This window comes from Rothia gullae (assembly GCF_024294905.1).
GTDB lineage: Bacteria > Actinomycetota > Actinomycetes > Actinomycetales > Micrococcaceae > Rothia.
This window is the reverse complement of record NZ_JANCOC010000002.1, coordinates 200781-220643: the sequence shown is the minus strand read 5'-3', so window position 1 is coordinate 220643 and position 19863 is coordinate 200781. Positions and strand designations below refer to the sequence as shown.

11 protein-coding genes are annotated in these 19863 nt (G+C 61.3%); 10 read left to right on the top strand and 1 reads right to left on the bottom strand.

Annotation, left to right across the window (positions count from 1 at the left end; translation table 11 throughout):
* Nucleotides 1-121: 121 nt before the first annotated feature.
* The 10 genes from NML54_RS02585 (at nt 122) to NML54_RS02540 (ending at nt 16631) form a co-directional block, all read left to right on the top strand.
* On the top strand, nt 122-2173 hold the full coding sequence (locus NML54_RS02585) for a peptidase (protein ID WP_254755768.1): 2052 nt from the start codon (nt 122-124) through the stop codon (nt 2171-2173).
* A 178-nt stretch (nt 2174-2351) separates the two neighbouring features.
* Nucleotides 2352-3368 (top strand): plasmid partitioning protein, encoded by a 1017-nt coding sequence (locus NML54_RS02580; protein WP_254755767.1) that lies wholly within the window; start codon nt 2352-2354, stop codon nt 3366-3368.
* Nucleotides 3369-3531: 163 nt separating this feature from the next.
* Nucleotides 3532-4581, top strand: coding sequence for a FecCD family ABC transporter permease (locus NML54_RS02575; RefSeq protein ID WP_254755766.1), 1050 nt, complete (start codon nt 3532-3534; stop codon nt 4579-4581).
* On the top strand, nt 4581-5687 hold the full coding sequence (locus tag NML54_RS02570; protein ID WP_254755765.1) for a FecCD family ABC transporter permease: 1107 nt from the start codon (nt 4581-4583) through the stop codon (nt 5685-5687). Before NML54_RS02575 ends, NML54_RS02570 begins: the two co-directional genes overlap by 1 nt.
* Nucleotides 5687-6529 carry an ABC transporter ATP-binding protein gene (locus NML54_RS02565; RefSeq protein ID WP_049349016.1) on the top strand — a complete coding sequence of 281 codons (843 nt, stop codon included), beginning with the start codon at nt 5687-5689 and terminating at the stop codon, nt 6527-6529. Before NML54_RS02570 ends, NML54_RS02565 begins: the two co-directional genes overlap by 1 nt.
* Nucleotides 6530-7057: 528 nt before the next feature.
* The gene (locus NML54_RS02560) at nt 7058-8446 is read left to right on the top strand and encodes an enterochelin esterase domain-containing protein (RefSeq protein WP_254755764.1); all 1389 of its coding nucleotides are present in this window, start codon (nt 7058-7060) and stop codon (nt 8444-8446) included.
* Nucleotides 8447-8714: 268 nt separating this feature from the next.
* Nucleotides 8715-10415: a (2,3-dihydroxybenzoyl)adenylate synthase gene (locus NML54_RS02555; RefSeq protein WP_254755763.1), complete on the top strand. Its 1701-nt coding sequence runs from the start codon at nt 8715-8717 to the stop codon at nt 10413-10415.
* A gap of 69 nt (nt 10416-10484) precedes the next feature.
* On the top strand, nt 10485-10712 hold the full coding sequence (locus NML54_RS02550) for a phosphopantetheine-binding protein (protein WP_254755762.1): 228 nt from the start codon (nt 10485-10487) through the stop codon (nt 10710-10712).
* A 256-nt stretch (nt 10713-10968) separates the two neighbouring features.
* On the top strand, nt 10969-15312 hold the full coding sequence (locus tag NML54_RS02545; RefSeq protein WP_254755761.1) for an amino acid adenylation domain-containing protein: 4344 nt from the start codon (nt 10969-10971) through the stop codon (nt 15310-15312).
* A gap of 449 nt (nt 15313-15761) precedes the next feature.
* Complete coding sequence (locus NML54_RS02540; RefSeq protein ID WP_254755760.1) at nt 15762-16631, top strand: hypothetical protein; 870 nt, start codon at nt 15762-15764, stop codon at nt 16629-16631.
* 274 nt (nt 16632-16905) lie between these two features.
* Here NML54_RS02540 and aceE read toward each other — a convergent pair whose 3' ends face one another.
* Nucleotides 16906-19638: a pyruvate dehydrogenase (acetyl-transferring), homodimeric type gene (gene aceE / locus NML54_RS02535; RefSeq protein WP_254755759.1), complete on the bottom strand. Its 2733-nt coding sequence runs from the start codon at nt 19636-19638 to the stop codon at nt 16906-16908.
* Between the last annotated feature and the right edge of the window lie 225 nt (nt 19639-19863).

The following is a 19863-nucleotide window of genomic DNA, read 5'->3' as shown; positions in this document are numbered from 1 at the left end:
TTCTGAACACTCGGTGAAGCAATCACACGCTGAAGCTTCCGCCATACCCCTTCCCACCGCGACCTGAAAACCGCGGCGGGAAGGGGATGCACGATCCACCACACCATCCTCAAGGACCACCATGACCGAAACTCGACCCGCACGCACCGCAGCCCGCTACGGTGCCGTCGTGGCTCTCGCCGGCGCACTCATCACCCCTGGAGCAGTGCTGACCGGCACCACTCTCGCATTCGCGGATACTCCCGCCGCCACCCAGCAGGAAGCTAAAGCTACCGTGACCATCTCCACCGAGAAGTGGCGCGAAGGTAAGCTCGTGCTGCGCGGCACCGGCTTTACCAGCACCGCACCCGGTCGCGGCGCAGTGTTCGCCGTGAAGTTCCTCGACGCCCTGCCGGATGAAGCGCACCAGGCGATTAACCCGATTACCAAGAAGGGCGGCAACTCGCCCGCGAACTTCATGGAAACTGCCAAAGAGGACGGCACCTTCGAGTTTGAGGTGCCTCTGCCGACCCCCGAAAACACCGGTCTGACCGCTGAGCACCTGAAGGACAAGGGCTGGACCGTGGAGGGTACCGGCCACCGTATTCAGGTGCTTTCCGGTTCCCTGGGTGGTACGGATGCGGACGGTAACACTTACGACCGTCGTGTATCTGTGTCGCAGAATATTACGTTGAGCGCCCCGGCTCCGAGCCCGGCACCGACCGCGGATCCCTCTGCTACCGCGGATCCCTCTGCTACCGCTGAGCCTTCTGCTACCGCTGAGCCTTCTGCGACTGCTGAGCCCAGCGCGAGTGCAGACCCCTCTGCTACCGCTGAGCCTTCTGCGACTGCCGAGCCTACCGCTGACCCTAGCGCAACCGCTGAACCCACCCCGGCACCTACCGCAGAGCCGACCCCCGCACCCAGCGAAGACTCGAAAACCTGCGCCCCCGCCGATGGCTCCTTCACCCCGCGCCTGACCATCGAGAACCCCAAGGCGGTTCAGGGCGGCAAACTGCACCTGACCGGTGACGGCTGGTGCAACCCCGAAGACAAGAAGGCATCCGTTATCGGTCTGAAGATTGACGACGGCAAGGTATCCCGTAACGACGCCACCGCGGTCAACGACAACCGCACCATCTGGGCTATCGTCACCCCCGACGAAAACGGCCACATTGACGCCTGGATTGACCTGCCCACCCGCGACAACGCAGCCTTCAAGAATGACGAAGACGCCGCAAAGTACGCCTCCGGTGAGCACACTCTGCGCCTGCTGACCGGTAGCCTGCGTGAGGGCGACCGATCCGGAACCTACGGCGGCGCCAACAGCCAGGGCGGCATCAACACCACCTTCACCATCGGTGAGTACGCCCCCGGTGACGCACCCGAGCCGGTCAACGCCTCCGAACTGACCGCTGGTAATGGCGTGCAGGTGAGCCGTGACGGCTCCACCGTGACCGTGACCGTGCCGAACGCTGAACCGGGCACCTGGGTGTACGCCGCGACCTACCTCGGCAACTCCCCGCAGACCCTCTACGGCTCCGGCTGGAAGCGCCTGGATGGCAACCGCAGCTTCAGCTACGAAACCACCGTGAGCATGCCCGCCGCAACCTACCGCGTGGTCGTGCACAACGGCAACCAGGGCGCGCAGAACGCGGTGCTTGGTTTTGCTGACATGACCGTGGAACGTGCTGTTACCCCTCGTCGGGAGGTTTCCCGCGATGAGCAGGACGCCACCGACCAGCTGGTCGAAGAGCTGAACGAGAACCCCGCAACCGCAACCTCCACGGCACCTGTGCCCATGCGTAACGCGGGCGGCCGCATCAGCACCCGCGCCACTGACGTGGACGCGTCCCTCGCCGCGCTCTCCCAGAGCACCGCTCCGGTCCTGAACCGTGTGCAGGCTAAGGCGAAGGTTCAAAGCGCACAGAAGAACCTGGCAACCACCGTGCAGAAGACCCAAGCTAATGCGAAGAAGGCCGTACAGGCTGCAGCCGGTTCGCAGAACTCGCAGAACACGCAGGGCTCGCAGAACTCCGCCGCAGGCACGAAGGCGCAGGGCCCGATTGTTGAGGGTACCCAGCTGACCGGTCTGACCAAGTGGCTGGTCAACAACGCCAATAACCTGCTGCTCTCGGCGGCTGGCCTGGTGGTTTTGGCTGCGGCTCTGCTGCTGCGCACCTCCAAGAAGTAAGCTTTCTGACCACACATTCACATCGGCACCGGTTCACGCTCCACAGTTTTGACCCTGCACCCTTGAATAGGGGCGTGGATCGGGTGCCTCCAACAACTCCGGTCACGACCCGCTGAACTGTACCTCCACGAACCCGGTAGCGTTCAGCTTCGACCCCGGTAATTTTGAAAGGACCACCATGCGTGCACCTTTTTTGGGAGCCCCGAAGGCATCCCTGACCTCTAAGGCGCTGACCGCCTGTGCTGCCGCAACCCTGGCGCTGGGCTTGGGCGTTGGCACCGCATCCGCTCTGCCTCCGGGTGGTGCGAAGGCATCTACCCCTGGCACCTCCTCGACCGTTTCCTCCTCTGTGAGTGAGCACGGCGTGATTTCCTTTAGCGTGAGCGGCTTCCCCGCGAACGCTGTGGTGTCCGTGAAGGTGGACGACGGCAACCTGTGCCCCTCCAATGCGGCTCAGGGCGCTTGCGTGGTGCATCAGCAGAAGACCGATGGCAACGGTAAGGTCTCCGGTTCCTTCGTGCTGCCGGATGTAGGCCCTGGCACCCACACTCTGCGTTTCCTCGCTTCCGGTGAGAAGCGTGACAAGGACGGCAAGTACCTGGGTACCGAGGCGTACAGCAACCGTAGCCCCGAGTTTACCGTGGTAGGTGAGGGTGGCTCGGATAATTCCTCCTCGAACCGTGGCTCTTCCAGCTCGAAGAGCAAGGGTGGTTCCTCGAATGGCGGCTCGAACTCTAACAGCTCCGACTCTGCAGACAATGCTCAGGGCTCTAACGATTCGAACGAATCCTCGTCAAATGGTGGCTCGAACGACTCCTCGATTGGTTCTGCGGGTGGCGCAGCTGACGCTGAGACCGTATACACCGATGCTGACGGCAACACCATCACCAAGGAGGAATACGACCGCCTGAACGCGGAATCTGACTCTTCCGGCACCTCTGACTCTTCCGCTGCGTCGGCTGCTTCGGATTCCGCAAATGCCCAGAAGAAGGCGGCCGCTTCGGCGAGCGCATCTTCTTCGGCAGCTGCGCGCGGTGCTGTGTCGAAGCCGAGCGCTTCGGCATCGGGCGCGGCTAACACCGCATCCACCGTTCAGACCGTGACTTACGGCGCTGCGTTCCCGTGGGTTGGCGTGGTGGTTCTGGGCGTAAGCATTGTGGGTGCTGCTGCGCTGCTGCTGATCCGTAAGCGCTAAGACTTAACGTCGGATGCGGATGGGGGACTATCCCGCCCGCTCCGGCGTTTCCCTCGTTATCTACAGGTGTGCCGGGTGCCCCTCGTGTGGTGTGGGTGCGCCGGGTGTGCCTCCCTATTTTCTTGTATCGAGCATAAGGAGCATAGTGGCCTTCACGAGCTCATTGTCCCGAGATGTTCAGCAGGAGAGTACGTCCCGTCAGGGTTCTGTGATTCAGGGGCAGAAGTTGGGTAAGCGCCTGGCTTTTCTGTTCTTGTTTGCGGTGCTTTTGGTGGGAGCTGTGGCTGCTTCTTTGCTGTTCGGGTCGAATAATCTTCCGCCGGATCAGGTTCTGGCTGTTTTCAATGGCACTGCTTCTGAGCAGGCGCAGACGATTGTGATGGAGCAGCGCATTCCGCGTACCTTGGTGGGTCTTGCGGCGGGTGCGGCGTTGGCGGTTGCCGGTTCTCTGATGCAGTCGTTGACTCGTAACCCGTTGGCTGAGCCCGGCCTGATGGGTGTGAACGCCGGCGCTGCGGTGGCTGTGATTGCTTCCGTGGTGGTTTTTGGTGTGATGGGTATTTGGCAGTACATGGTTGCTGCAACGATTGGTGGCGCGTTGGCTGCGGTGCTGGTGTACACGCTGGGTCGTGGCCGTGACGGGTCGATCGTGAAGCTCGCTCTGGCGGGTGTGGCGATTTCTGCGGCGCTGTCGGCGATTGCGCAGGGCCTGATTTTGGCTGATCAGGATGCGTATAACGAGTTCCGTGTGTGGGTTGCCGGTTCGCTGGAGGGCCGCGGTATGGATATCGCTTCGACGGTGGGTCCGGTGATTGTGCTGGGTATGCTGGTGGCGTTCTTTGTGGCTCCTGCGATTAATGCTCTGAGCATGGGCGAGGAGGCGGCGACCAGCCTCGGCGTGAGTGTGCGTACGACCCAGAATTTGACGTTGCTGGCGGTGACGGTGCTTGCCGGTGCGGCGACTGCTGCGGTGGGTCCGATTGGTTTTGTGGGTTTGGCGGTGCCGTTTGTGGTGCGTGCCCTACTCGGTAATGATGTGCGCTGGGTGAATTATGGTTCGGCGCTGTTGGGTCCGGTGTGGTTGCTGTGTGCTGACGTGTTGGCGCGTGTGCTGGTGGCTCCGCAGGAGACTCAGGTGGGTATTGTGGCGACTCTTGCCGGTGCCCCGGTGTTCTTGTTCTTGATGACTCGTCGTAAGGTGGAGGCTCTCTAATGTCGAATTCTTCCGCTCTTTTGACGGCGACTGCCACCAGCTCCGCTAATCGTTCTGCGCGTCGTCGTGGCCGCGATTTGGGTGGCCGCCCGGTGTTGACTGTGCGCGGTCCGCTGAGTGCTCAGGTGCCGTGGCGTGTGCTGATTTTGAATGTTGCGTTGGTGGTGCTGATTGCGGCGCTGGCGTTTTGGGGCATGTTGCAGGGTGATTATAAGCTCGCCCCGGAGAAGGTTATCCCGGCGCTGTTGGGTGAGGGCAAGCAGATTGCTGTGACTTTCGCTCAGCAACGTGCGGCGCGTATTGTGGCGGCGCTTCTGGTGGGTGCGGCGCTTGGTCTGTCGGGTGCGATTTTCCAGGTGATTTCGGGTAATGCCCTGGGCTCGCCGGATATTATCGGCTTCACGAATGGTGCTGCGACCGGTGCGCTGTTGCAGATTATTGTCTTCAATTCCGGCCCCGTGGAGGTTGCTCTGGGCGCTGTGGTTGGTGGCTTGGCCACATCGGTGCTGGTGTGGCTGTTGACGCGCCGCACGGGCCTGCATGGCTTCCGTCTGGTGCTGGTGGGTATTGGTGTGGGTTCGACCCTGGCGGCGTTCAATGCGCTGTTGGTGGTGCGTGCTTCGCTGACTCAGGCGCAGACCGCGGCGTCCTGGCTTGCCGGTTCGCTCAATGACATCACGTGGGAGCGCACCTACGCGCTGCTGGGTCTGCTGTTCGTGGTGACTCCGCTGCTGCTGATGCTGGTCCGACCGCTGGGCGCGATTCGTTTTGGTGACCAGGTGGCATCCGGTTTGGGTGTGAGCGTGAACGCGTACCGTGTGGCGGCTCTGTTTATCGGTGTGCTTTTGGTTTCGCTGGCGACCGCGACGACCGGCCCGATTGCCTTTGTCGCGTTGGCGGCACCGCACATCGCGAAGACCCTGTCTCGCAGTGGCGGGGTGGGTTTCGCCTCCGCGGCGCTTATGGGTGCGCTCATGGTGCTCGGCTCTGACCTGATTGGCCGATTCGCTGTTCCCGGACGCATCATTCAGGTGGGTGTGGTGACCGGCGCGATTGGCGGCCTGTACCTGATTTACCTGATTTACCTCGAAAGGAAGAAGAGCTAGTGAACGCTAGTGTGACGACCCGCCTTGAAGGCGAGAACATGGTGGTTGCCTACGGTGAGCATACGGTGCTCAACGGGGTAGATTTTCAGGTGCCGGAGGGGGAACTGACCGTTATCCTGGGCCCGAATGCCTGCGGTAAGTCGACCACCTTGAAGGCTCTTGCCCGTGTGAACCCGCTCAAGGAGGGTGAGGTTCGACTGGACGGCACCCCGCTGCCGCAGATGAAGTCCCGCGCTATCGCCAAGATCCTGGCGATGCTGCCGCAGACCCCGGAGGCGCCTAGCGGCGTGACCGTGGCGGATGTGGTGGCGCGCGGCCGCTACCCGCACCAGTCGCTGTTGCGTTCCTGGTCTGATGAGGACGAGCGAGCCTGCGTGGAGGCGATGCAGGCAGCGAACGTGCTGGAGCTTGCTGAGCGTCCCATTGAGGCGCTTTCGGGCGGTCAGCGTCAGCGCGTGTGGATTGCCATGACCCTGGCACAGCAGACCCCGCTGATTCTGCTCGATGAGCCGACCACCTACCTGGACATCACGCACCAGATTGAGGTGCTGAACCTGACGAAGAAATTGCATTCCGAAGGGCGAACGGTAGCCGTGGTGTTGCATGACCTGAACCTTGCTTTCAGGTATGCTACTCATGTTGTGTTAATGAAGCAGGGCCGGATTATCGCTCAGGGCGATCCGCGTGCGATAATTACACCGGAACTTATCCAGGAAGTTTTTGACCTGCAATCGGTCATTATTCCTGATCCATGCACTGGAACCCCTTTGGTTATTCCGAAGGAGAACCAAACAATTCATATTGCCGCTGACGCTATTTCGGCGGCCCGCGAAAGCGAATAGTTTTCGCCCCTAAGCCGCGTGGGAGTTGGCGCCAACCGTCTCAGTACGGGTGGAAAAGCTCGGCATTGCGCCGAGTAGCGAACGTTAGGATCTGAGGGACCCAGGATCCCCTGCGCGTAGGGCGCCTACCCGGTGCTCGTCCGTCTTTGACGCATGAACGGCTCCGAGCACTGGGTAGGTTCCATTTTGGGAACCCGTAGATGAGGCACCGAGACTGCCGCATGAGGCCTTCACTGTTTGAAGGTTTGATGCACGGTCTCGGTGCCTCATCTCTTTTAACTTTTGGGCTGGGTCTGGGCTGGTCTTAGGTGGGTCTGGGCTGGGCGGGGTTGTGGCGGCTTTGTGCTTGGGTTTTAGTAGCGTGTGCTCGCTGTCATGAATGTCATGTTGTGGTTCTTTCGCTTTTCCCTTTGGCTGGAGTTTGGGTAAGGGATACCATAGAGTGAGGTTGTAGAGGCTAACTAACGATAATGTGCCTCCTCACCGATTTTCACCGATTGAGTGTTTCCACAGACAAAGGAGGAACCGTTGGGCGAGCACGAACCCACCGCGACCGTTCCCGCGCAGAGTATTTTTGCACAGAACACTTCTGAACAGGCTACTTTGGCGCAGCCGCGTACCGTTGCGCCGGCCGTGCGCCCGGCCCCTCCCAAGACTCCGCGCCCCGTACCGGCACCGCGCGTGGACAGCCCCCTCATCAGCGCCATTATCGCCGATGCGGTCAGCCCCGAAGAGCTGAACGCTCGCATCCTTGAGGTCGTCTCCGAAGGCACCCCCATTATCGAGCCGGTACACCGCGAAGACGGCAGTATCAGTGAGAACGAGCGCATCGTTACCTTCCTGTACCACAACGAGCAGGCGGAGCAGGTGCTCATGTTCATCAACCGCCTGACCGATGAGAAGAACCTCGACCGTTCCCTTATGGCCCGCATCGAGGGCACTGGCTGGTGGCAGCTGAGCATGCAGATGGAAACCACCTGGCGTGCCTCCTACAACTTCTTGCCGGCGCTGCCCGGCGAGCGCCCCGCCTGGCTGGGTGATGACGACCAGGTGCGCCTGCGTGCCGCCCTGGACTCCGGCGAGGGTGACCCGCTGAACCCCGAGACCGCGTGCAACCGTATCGGTCGTTGCATGGGTGTGGTGCAGCTTGAGCACGCGCCGGTGCAGGAGTTCCTCCTGACTCAGGAAGAGATTGACGCGCTGCCCGCCCCCGAGTGGATGCAGACCTCTGACGGTCACCAGTATGTGCTCGGCCGCGTGGGTGACCCCGCCCCGGATGCGCCGCTGTTCATCCAGTTCGACGGTGAGATGTGGTTCAGCCAGGGTATGGAGCACACCCTCAACCGTGCCCACGAGGCCGGTCGTATTCCGGCGATGCACGTGTTCTTCCTGCACTCTGGCGGTCGTGAGAACCGCTGGAAGGAGCTGAACGGCGACAACCCGATTGCCGACTACCTGGTAGAGATCGCGTTCCCGCACCTGGAGGCAGTGCACGGCATTAAGACCGCGCCGCAGAACATTGTGATTAACGGTCAGTCGCTGGGCGGGCTGTCCTCCCTGCTGGCGGTGCTGAGTCGCCCGGAGGCGTTTGGCGGCGCAATCGCGCAGTCTTCGTCGCTGTGGCAGCCGCAGGTCATGGACCGCCTGGACGAGCTTGAGGCGGCGGGTGAGATCGACCGCCTGCGCCACCTGTACCTTGAGATTGAGGTGGGGGAGCAGGAGTGGGTTCTGGTACCGCCTCACCGCGAGCTGAAGGAGCGCCTGGAAAAGCTGGGCCTGAAGAATGCGCGCTGCACGACCTTCAACGGTGGTCACGATTATGCGTGCTGGCGCGGTGCGATTGTGCCAACCCTGGAACGTATTATTGCTGCCCGCCGGGAGGCTGAGCACGCTGAGCGGAGCTTAGCTGAGGAGTAGCGAGAGGTCGCCTAGGGATCCTACACGGGTAGAGCATACCCCGCATGGTGGGCGTGCGGGGTGCCCCGTTAGGGTAAACACCGCCGCGCCCGTATCCTAGAGAAGTACAGCCTAAGAGAAGTGCAACACTACCGCGCCGCGAGGGGTGCCGAATGATACCCGGCGCAGGCTGCGCACTCGCCCTCATTGACGAGATGGCATCACGCTGCGAACGCATGTAGCACGTGAGCGCTATAGAAACCGCAAACGACACAGAAATCGAGAGAAGATGACCGTAGAACGTAGCCCCCTGGCCCCCACGCCGCTCATCCCCGAGTCTTTTGCCGCGAAGTACCGCGAAGCCGGCTACTGGATTGACCAGACCATCCCGGAGTTCCTGCTGGATGCCTGCCGCGCGAAGCCGCACTTCCCTGCGTTGGTGGCGCTTTCGCACGCGCAGCTCGATGAGGACGGCAAGCCCCAGCAGATTCGCCTCTCCTACGGTGAGCTGGAGGCGGCAGGTCGTGCCGCTGCGGCGCGCCTTGTTCAGGCTGGCGTGCAGCCCGGTGACCGTGTGCTGCTGCAGCTGGGTAACACCGCCGAGTACCTGGTGTACCTGCTGGGTATTTTCTGGGCGGCGGCGCTGCCGGTGTTCTGCCTACCGCAGCACCGCACCACCGAGCTCGTACACTTTGCGACCCGCACCGACGCTGCGGCGCACGTGTTCTCTTCGCTGACCCCGGGCGCAGATTTTACCGCCCTGCACGAGGACGTTGCCGCAGAGCTACGCAAGAACTCCCTGGAGCCGCCGGTTGCTATTGACGTTGCGGAGCCGCTGACCCCGCTGACCGAAGAAGAGCTCGCTGAAGAGTTCGTGCCCGGCGTCATTCAGAACACCGAGAACCTGCGTGCGAGCGAGCAGGTGGCGTTCCTGCAGCTCTCCGGCGGTACGACCGGCATTTCGAAGCTGATTCCTCGCACCCACGCCGCCTACCTGTACTCGGTGCGCGGCTCGGTCGATATCTGCAAGCTGAACAACAACACGACCATGCTCGTGGTGCTGCCCGCCGCGCACAACTTCACGATGAGCTCGCCCGGTATCCTGGGTGTCATGTGCGCCTCCGGCAAGCTGGTGTTTGCGGCGGATCCGTCCCCGCAGACTGCGTTCCACCTCATTGAGATGGAGGGTGTGACCACCTCCGCGCTGGTGCCGCCGCTGGCTCAGGCGTGGGTCGCCTCCGCGGAGAAGCGCGGCGTGTCCCTGCCGTCCCTGCAGACCCTGCAGGTGGGCGGTTCGAAGCTGGCTCCGGCGGTTGCGGGCAAGATTGAATCGGTGCTCGGCTGCACCGTTCAGCAGGTGTTCGGCATGGCTGAGGGCCTGGTGAACTACACCCGCTCGACCGACCCGATTGAGATGCGTCTGAGGACCCAGGGCTACCCGATTAGCCCCGACGACGAAATCCTGATTGTTGATGATCAGGACCAGCCGGTCAAGCGCGGCGAGAGCGGCCACCTGCTCACCCGCGGCCCGTACACGATTCGCGGCTACTACCTGGAGGAGAACGCGAACCGCTACGGATTCACCGAGGACGGCTTCTACCGCACTGGCGACATTGTGCGACTGGTTGCCGGCAAGTATCTTGAGGTGACCGGCCGCGCGAAGGACCAGATTAACCGCAACGGCGAGAAGATTGCCGTGGACGAAATTGAAGAGCTGGCGCTGACCCACCCCGACGTTTTTGACGCCGTGGTCCTGGGCATCCCCGATGAGACTGTGGGCGAGCGCGTGGGCCTGGTCATTGTGCCGCAGGAAGGCGCCGACCTGGGCGAAAACCCGCGCCGCACGATGCACGAGTTCTTCACCTCGAAGAAGCTTGCCGAGTTCAAGATCCCGGAGCGCGTGCAGGTTCTGCAGGAGCTGCCCACCACGAACGTGGGTAAGATTTCTCGCCGCGAGCTGCGCGCCAAGCTTGCCGAAATTTTTGGCTAAGCCCTTTGAACTAGACCATTTTTGGCTAAACCGTACGCCGTTATTCCCACCCCCTAATTGAGGAGAAAAATGTCCGCATTTGAGACCCTGCGCCCAATCCTGGAGAAGTACATCATCGAGCCCGACTCCCTGCAGACCGCTTTTGACGAGCCGACCACCGACCTGTTCTCCCTAGGCATGGACTCTATGGGCGCATTCGCCCTGCTCGACGACCTTGCCGCTGAGGGCGCCGTGATTGAGTTTACCGAGCTGGTGGAGAACCCGACCGTGGAGTTTATCGCCTCCCGCCTGGGCTAAGCGTTACCGCACCCCGAGCGCCCGCCAGCCGCGAATGCAGGCGGGTGCCCGGGGTGTCTGCTACTCGCCTCGTTTTTCTGTGCGCCGGTTTTACGCCGTGTTGTGTAGCTGCGTTTACCCTTCTCAGCGCACTTCTGTCAGCGCACTTCTGCCAGCGTGAAACGGCGGGGCAGTAGCCTACCTTTCACCCCTACCTTTAACACACCGCATATCATCCCTAATCCAGACCCCTAATCCAGACCTTTGAGAGGCCACCATGGGCGTAGCTGATACTACCGCACCCGCTTGCTTCGGGACTGCTTCCGACCTTCCCACCGCCGCGAACCCCTCCGCACAGCACAGCGCTGACAGCCCCTGGCTGCCGCTGACCACTAACGCACGCGGCATCTACTTTGCCGCCGTGATTGACCCGACGAACCCCTGCTACAACACCGCGGAGGTTCTGCAATGCCCCGCAGACACCGACCTCGCTCTGCTGCGTGAGGCTTTTGAACAGCTCTACCGTGAGAACGAGGGCTTCCGCGTGCGCACCCGCATTGCCGATGGTGCCGCCTCCCAGCAGATTCTGACCGAGGAGGCGTTCCTTGCGGGCATTGACCTGCTCGTGGATGAGGGGGAGCTGGACGGGGGCGAGCTGAGCGACACCGCGAAGGCGGGGGAGGAGAACGCCTCTGACCTGCCTGAATCAGCCTTGCCTGACTCTGATTTGCCCGCACCGGTACGCGCCTGGGCGCAGCGCCTGCTCGCCCAGCCCCTCGCCACCGATGAGGGCGTGACCGTGCGCAGCGCAGCGGTGCGTTACGGCGGGTTCCTCTGGGTGTACCATTCCTTCTCCCACGTGGTTGCCGACGGATTCGCCGCGTTCAACGGCCTCTCCCGCGTGGCGGCGATATACCGCGCCCTGTCCGCCGGTCAATTGGTTCCGGTAACCCGCCGCATGAGCCTGCAGCAGCTGCTCGATGCCGACGATGCCGCCTCCGCCGCCCGCGACGAAGACGTCGCCTTCTGGGAGGCGAGCGGCGCCCTGGAACAGGAAGACACCTCCCTGGCGGGTCGTACCGCCTCCCCGTCGGCGCAGTCTGTGCGCTTGGCGTTCAGCATTGATGTGCCCACCCAGCAGACCCTGCTGGATGCGGCAAAGCAGCACGCCGTCTCCTGGCCGGTGCTAGCAACCGCAGCCGTCGGCTCTTACCTGGCGCGTGTGGGCGGCTACCCGCAGGCTTCGTTCGGCGTGCCGCAGATGAACCGCATGTTCGCCCGCACCCTGCCGGAGGCGACCCGCGCCCTGGGTACGGCGAGCGCGCAGACCGGCTGTACCGCGGTGAACGTTCTGCCGGTGCAGGTTGCGGCGACCGGCCCCATCACGGAGTCCCTGCAGTCGGTGAAGGAACAGTACGCCCGCAATGCGGAGCATCCGCTGGCTCGTCAGGAAGACCTCGAGCGTACCGCGCGTAACGCCCAGTCCAGGCTGTTTGGCGCGCAGATTAACGTGGTTCCCTTTGACGCGGTGCTGCCGCTGGCGGCACCCTCCAAGGATGAGTCCGGAACCGTACAGCCGGTACCGACTGCGCGCATTCACAATATCTCTGCCGGTCCCGTTGCTGACGCGACCTTCACCCTGCGCGGCATGCCCGGCCGCGGCAACAGCATCTCCTGCGAGATTGACATGAACCCGGCGCTCTACACCGCTGAGGATCTGGAACGTCACGCCGCCCGCCTGAGCGAGTGGCTACCCGCCTACGCGGCGGAGGCGCAGCGTGAGGGTGCTTCCCTGAACAACCTCGGCTTGGCGACCGAGGCGGAGCTTGCGATCCTGCGCAAGCTGACCGCCCCGGCGCTTACCGATCACCCGATGGAGTACAAGACCCTGCTGGGTCGCTTCCGTGACGCGGTGGTGGCGCATCCGCAGGCGCTCGCCGTGCTGGATTCTGCCCCCGCGCCCGGTGAGGTGCTCACCCCCGAGTCGGAGCGCGCCTACGCTTTTGACCGCGCCCTCACCTACGCCGAACTGGACGAGCGCGCCCGTGCGCTTGCCGCGCAGCTGCTGGACTGGGGCGTTCGCCCTTCCGACGCGGTGGGTCTGCGTGTGCACCGCGGCGCCGAGCAGTACGTGGCGCTGTACGCCCTGCTGTACGCTGGCGCCACCTACGTTCCGGTGCTTCCGGATCTGCCCGCCGAGCGTGTGGGCGTGATGATGGAGGACGCCGAATGCTCGCTACTGCTACACGGCCCCGGTCTGCAGCCGCTGAGCGCGGAAGAGCTGAACCCGCAGGAGCCTGCACGTCACGCAAACCTGCCCCAGCATACTCTGCCCCTACTGAGCGACGAGGAACCCAACGGGGAACACTCCTCTGCACCCGCCGCTGAGGAGCTTCCGGGCACGAAAACCGGCCTGGACGAGGACGCTTACGTGCTCTTCACCTCCGGCTCCACGGGCAGGCCTAAGGGCGTTGCCATCAGCCACCGCGCGATTGATAACCGCCTGCGCTGGCAACAGCACCAGATCCCGGTGGGGGAGGGCGACCGCGTCCTGCACAAGACCCCCATCTCCTTTGACGTGCACGTGTGGGAGCTGTATTGGCCTCTCGCTGAGGGTGCCGCCGTGGTCATTGCCGCCCCGGAGGGGCACCGCGACCCCGCCTACCTGGCGCGCGTGATTGCCGGGCAGTCCGTCACGGCGGTGCACTTTGTGCCGACCATGCTGTCGGCGCTGACCTCTTCGCCTGCGGCGCGCCGCATCCTGGCTGATGCCGGTTTCGGTCAGGGTCGAGAGCAGCCCCTGCGCTATGTGGTCTGCTCGGGTGAGGCGCTGCAGAAGGACCAGGTGCAGGCCGCGGGCGAGGTTCTGGGCGTGTACCCGCTGAACCTGTACGGCCCCACCGAGGCGGCGGTGGACGTGACCTTCTGGGAGACCTCCACTGACCCGCAGCGCGAGAGCGTGCCCATTGGCGAGCCGGTCTGGAACACCGGCACCCTGATTCTTGACCCGACCGGCCACCCCGTGCCGGTGGGCGTGACGGGTGAACTGCACCTGTCGGGTGTGCAGCTGGCGCGCGGCTACAAGAACAACCCGCAGGCGACCGCGGCGGCTTTCGTGGAGCAGGCTCCTGCCGGTGCGCTCGCGCTGCTGAACGGTGAGAGTCAGCGCCTGTACCGTACGGGCGATTTGGCGTGCTGGGAGATTCTTCCCGATGGTCGCGCCGTCATTGGCTACCGCGGCCGCACGGACTATCAGATTAAGGTGCGCGGTCAGCGCCTGGAGCTGGGCGATATTGAGATGGCTCTTGCCGCGGTTGAGGGTGTGAGCGCTTCGGTGGCTCTGCTGTACCGCGGCCTGCGTGAGCCTGCCCTGGCGGCGGTGCTGGAGGTCGGCGATGTGTCCGCCGAGCGTGCTGAGCAGCTGGTGGAGACGGCGCGTGAGCACTGCGCGCAGGTTCTGCCGGACTACATGGTTCCGACCCTGTGGCACACCCTGCCGGCTCTGCCGGTGAGCCCCTCCGGTAAGGCGGATCGTAAGCTGTTGGCGACCCTCGACCTGACTCCGCAGACCTCTGACGCTGAGGGCCCGCACGGTCTGCTGGAACAGCAGCTGTGCTCGATTATTGCGGGCGTGCTGGGTCGTGAGCGTTTCGGCGTGGATGAGGATTTCTTCGCTTCGGGCGGTCATTCGCTGGCGGCTCTTGAGGTGATTGCCGCGGTGGAGGAGCAGCTGGGTCTGAGCGTGAGCATTGGTGCGCTGTTTGCGCATCCGACGGTGCAGGCTTTGGCGGCGTCCATTGCGGGCGAGCGTGGCGAGGGTGCGGAGTTCGCGCCGGTTCTGCCGCTACGAGAACAACCTACCGCGCATGACGCTACCGAGGCCCCCGCGCCGCTGTTTATTCTGCCGCCTGCGGGCGGTTTGGGCTGGTGCTATGCGGGGTATCTCTCGCATCTTCCGGCTCAGCAGGGTGTGTATGCTGTGCAGGCTGAGGCGTTCTCTGACCCGCAGGCTGGGTTCGCGTCGAGCCTGCAGGAGTTGGCTGAGGGCTACCTGAAGCTGATTGAGAAGACCCTGGCGGAGCGTTCGTTGCCGCGTCGTTTTGCGTTGATGGGCTGGTCTGTGGGTGGTACTGCCGCGGTGCAGGTGGCGGCTTTGGCGCAGGCTGCGGGTGCGCAGGTTGAGCGCGTCATCCTGTTGGATGCGTATCCTTCGGAGCAGTGGCAGGGTGTGCCTGCGCCGGATGAGCAGGAGAGCTTCCGTGCGCTGTTGCGTATGGGCGGTTTGCCGGAGCCTGCCGCTGATGAGCAGCTTGACCTGCCGGGTACGTTGGAGCGTTTGCAGCGGGCGGGTTCGGCGATGGGTTACCTGCCGGAGGAGAAGTTGGGCGTGTGCCTGGGTAGTATGCGTGCTTCGGCGGCGTTGATGCGTGGTGCTGAGCAGGCGTTCTTTGAAGGGGACGTGTTGCTGGTGGGTGTGCCGCATGAGGATCAGCCGTATTTGGATGCGGCGGGTTGGTCGGCGCATGCGTCGTCGTTCCGTGCGGTGCTGCTGGAGGGTACGCACCCTGATTTGGTGAATCCGGCGCGTTTGGCGGAGGTGACCGGCCACTTCGCTGGCTAAACTCGCCAACGCACACAAGTAACTGAATTAGCCCGGAGGTAATAGTCGTTACCTCCGGGCTACATCAGTTAAAACATGCAGTCCAGCTACAGCACAAAGTTAAAACACGAATGCCCCCGGTTGATGAATCACCAGCCGGGGGCATTGCTTTATTATCGCAAAGAGTATCTTTTAGATGATTTTAGTCACATAATATATTTGTGTAAAAAATTATCAGTACGCAAATGGTGTAAAATACCAAATTTTACAGCCCTTATTATACATACACTCTTAAATTTTGTGACACATACCTCACTCATTGCTTGAAAAGGCTCCTTAATGAGTGCTAGATTGTAGCCACCTCTTAAATATGATTCCGATTACATAGATTGGGATTGTATCTAAGAGAACGACTTGGTATACACCAGGCCGTAAAATATATCCCCTTGTTGTTCTTGAAAGGAAAAATCATGAACCTCAAGAAATTCTTTCAGCCCGCAATGGCTTTAACGTTTGCATTCACGCTAGCGTGCACATCCTGTTCTACAGGCCCGCAACTAGAACGTGATGAAACGGCCCAAGCAACTCTAGACTATAAAAACAACCGAATCATTACTCCGCTCGAAGAATACAATGACCTTTTAGATGAAAATTCCCAGTATTACGGTCGAGCCTTGGAAATTCTTAGGCAGCGCTGTTTCGCAAAACACGGCCAGTCCTATGAAATATATATCCCGGATGTAGAAGATAGGGAATTCGTTTCGTCCGGTCGCGAGTTTGGTCGCTGGAACCCCGAATACGCCGCCAAATATGGAAGCTACAAACGATCCGGGAATGCACCATCATCCGCGGGATATGACACAAAAATTATGGAACAGTGCATGCCTGAAATCTTAGCCACGTTGAAAGAGATTGCGGGCATCAGCCTCGAAGAGCAAAGTGGCCTCACAGAAGCCTATCGTCGAATCCACGGCCAATCCTATGCAGCTGCCATGAATCATCCTGAATGGAAAAAATACCGTGAAGCATGGTGGAAATGCCTATCGGATAAAGGTCTAACGCCACGAAGGGGCGACCAAGAATGGGGTACAAAAGAACTATCAAATGTAACCCGCAGTGACGGTGCTAGTAATTCCCCAGCATCGGAAGAAGAAATTCGACTCAGTGTCATTGAAACACAATGCAGTAAAGATACAGGAATGGCTCAAGGTCTTGCCAATCTTGTAGCTTCGTATCAAAAACCGCTCATTCGAGATAACGAAACAAAACTAGAAGAACAGCGACGGCAGCTATCAGAAGTTTATCTCCGATATAAAGAGTGGGTTCTCAAAAACCAATAAATAAGAAGGTCCCCGATTGATAAATCATCAATCGGGGACCTTTATATTTATTAATTACTCTACAGATAGAGCGGGCTAATTGGCGAAGTGGCCGGTCACCTCCGCCAGCTACCCCCTATAACTGATGTAGCCCGGAGGTAATAGTCGTTACCTGCGGGCTACATCGGTTAAAATATGCAGTTGAGTTAAAACACGAATGCCCCCGGTTGATAAATCATCAACCGGGGGCATCGTTTAGCGTCTAACGCAGAACCGAGGTTCTACCGCCAAATGCTTAGTGCTGCTCCAGCTCGGAGTTAGCGTTCACGTTCAGCAGGTCGTACTTAGCGAATGCCTTCGCGGGAACGTCTGCTGCAACCTCGCCGCGCTTTGCCAGCATCTGCAGGGTGCGGACAACAACCGACTCTGCATCGATGTGGAAGAAGCGACGTGCACCCGGGCGGGTGTCTGCGAAGCCGAAGCCGTCAGCACCCAGGGTTGCGAAGTCGTTCGGAACGAACTGGCGAATCTGGTCGGGAACCTCCGAAGCGAAGTCGGTGGTCGCGACGATCGGGCCAGCAGCGCCAGCCAGCTTCTGGGTCACGTAAGGAACGCGAGCGGGCTGGTTCGGGTTCAGCAGAGCCTCTTCCTCAGCGGCAATGCCGTCGCGGCGCAGCTCGGTCCACGAGGTGACAGACCAGACGTCTGCGGAGACGCCCCAGTCCTCAGCCAGCAGCTGCTGAGCCTTCTCAGCCCACGGAACAGCGATACCCGAAGCGAGCAGCTGTGCCTTGGGGCCGGAGGTCAGCGGGGACTCACTGATCTTGTGGATACCCTTGATGATGCCATCAACGTCAACGTTTGCCGGCTCAGCAGGCTGGTGAATCGGCTCGTTGTACACGGTCAGGTAGTACATGACGTTGTGATCTTCGTCCTTGGTGCCGTACATCTGCTCGATACCGCGCTCCACAATGTGGGCAATCTCGTAGGAGTAGGCCGGGTCGTAGATCTTGAACGCCGGGTTGGTGGAGGCCAGGATGGGGGAGTGGCCGTCGTTGTGCTGCAGGCCCTCACCGGACAGGGTGGTACGACCGGCAGTTGCACCGATGACGAAGCCGCGGCACATCTGGTCGGAAGCTGCCCAGAAGCCGTCGCCGGTGCGCTGGAAACCGAACATCGAGTAGAAGATGTAAATCGGGATCATCGGCTCGCCGTGGGTGTCGTACGAGGTACCGATAGCGGTGAACGCTGCGGTTGCGCCTGCCTCGTTAATACCAACGTGAACGATCTGGCCCTCGGGGGACTCGGTGTAGGAGAGCATGAGCTCGTGGTCAACGGGCACGTAGTTCTGACCGTTGGGGTTGTACAGCTTAGCCGAGGGGAAGAATGCTTCCATACCGAAGGTACGTGCCTCATCGGGGGTGATGGGAGCGATACGGTGACCGAAGCCCTTCACACGCATGAGATCCTTCATCAGGCGGACGAAGGCCATGGTGCTTGCGGCGGTCTGCTTGCCGGAACCCTTCTTGGCTGCGGCGTATGCCTTAGCGTCGGGCAGGGTAATCTCGGGCTGGACGTTCGGACGACCGGGGACGTAGCCGCCGAGTTCCTTACGGCGTGCCTGCATGTACTGCAGTGCCGGGTGGCTTGCCTCGGGCAGGTAGTACGGCGGGTTGTACAGATCCTTCTCCAGCTCCTCGTCGGAGATGGGGATGTTCAGGTGGTCACGGAAGCCCTTCAGTGCTTCCATGGTGAACTTCTTGATCTGGTGGGTGGAGTTACGTGCCTCGAAGAACGGGCCGAGCTCCGCACCCTTAATGGACTGTGCCAGGATGACGGTGGGCTTGCCCTTGGTCTCCATAGCTTCCTTGTAGGCTGCGTAGATCTTCTTGTCGTCGTGGCCACCCAGACGCAGGTTGAAGATCTGCTCGTCGGTCAGGTCTGCAACCAGTTCCTTGGTCTCGGGGTACTTGCCGAAGAAGTGCTCGCGGATGTAGCCGCCGTCTGCACCGCGGAAAGTCTGGTAGTCACCGTCGAGGGTTTCGTTCATCAGCTGGATGAGCTTGCCGCTCTTGTCCTTCTGGAGCAGTGCGTCGTAGTCGGAGCCCCACAGGACCTTGATGACGTGCCAGCCTGCGCCGCGGAAGAATGCCTCGAGCTCCTGAATAATCTTGCCGTTACCGCGAACGGGGCCGTCCAGACGCTGCAGGTTGCAGTTGACGACGAAGGTCAGGTTGTCCAGGTGCTCGTTTGCAGCCAGCTGCAGTGCACCACGCGACTCGGGCTCGTCCATCTCGCCGTCGCCCAGGAATGCCCAGACGTGCTGCTCGGAGGTGTCCTTGACCTTGCGGTTGTGCAGGTACTTGTTGAAGGATGCCTGGTGGATTGCGTTCAGGGGGCCCAGACCCATGGAAACGGTCGGGAACTGCCAGAACTCGGGCATGCAACGGGGGTGCGGGTACGAAGGAATACCGTCTGCGCCCTTGGTCTTCTCCTGACGGAAGCCGTCCATCTGGTCTTCGGTCAGGACGCCCTCAACGAATGCGCGGGAGTAGACACCGGGGGAGGAGTGACCCTGGAAGAAGACCTGGTCACCGCCACCGGGGTGGTTGCGGCCGCGGAAGAAGTGGTTCTGGCCCATTTCGTAGAGGTCAGCCACACCTGCGAAGGTGGAGATGTGACCGCCAACGCCGATGCCCTTCTTCTGGGCACGCTGAACCATAATTGCTGCGTTCCAGCGAATCCATGCGCGGTACTGGCGCTCGAGTTCCTCATCACCGGGGTACTCGGGCTGCTGGTCTGCGGGGATGGTGTTGATGTAGTCGGTCTTGACCAGAGTGGGGACCTTTACGCCCTTTGCGCCAGCCTCCTTGAGCAGTGCGCGAAGGATGTACTCTGCACGCTCGGTGCCGTGAGTCTTGATAAGGTCCTCGAGGGACTCAGCCCATTCCTGGGTCTCTTCTACGTCGATGTCCTTCAGGCCATCAAGAAGGGTGCTCAGGGAGTGCTCGTTCGGTACGTTAGCCAAACTAATCCAACCTCTCTTCTGTGCGGTTGTGTAGATTGCTCGCCGCGATGTTGCGTTGTCGAACAACCTCTGTGTTTAAGCGCCATAGATCCGTGGGGTCTACTTCGCTACTTATCTCTACTATCTTAGACCTAAATGTGGGCTCCTTGGCATCAAACGAAGGTTTTTGTGATGTGGGTTTCGCGGCTTAGCTCTCTAAGCAAAAAATATGCGCATCAAAAGTAC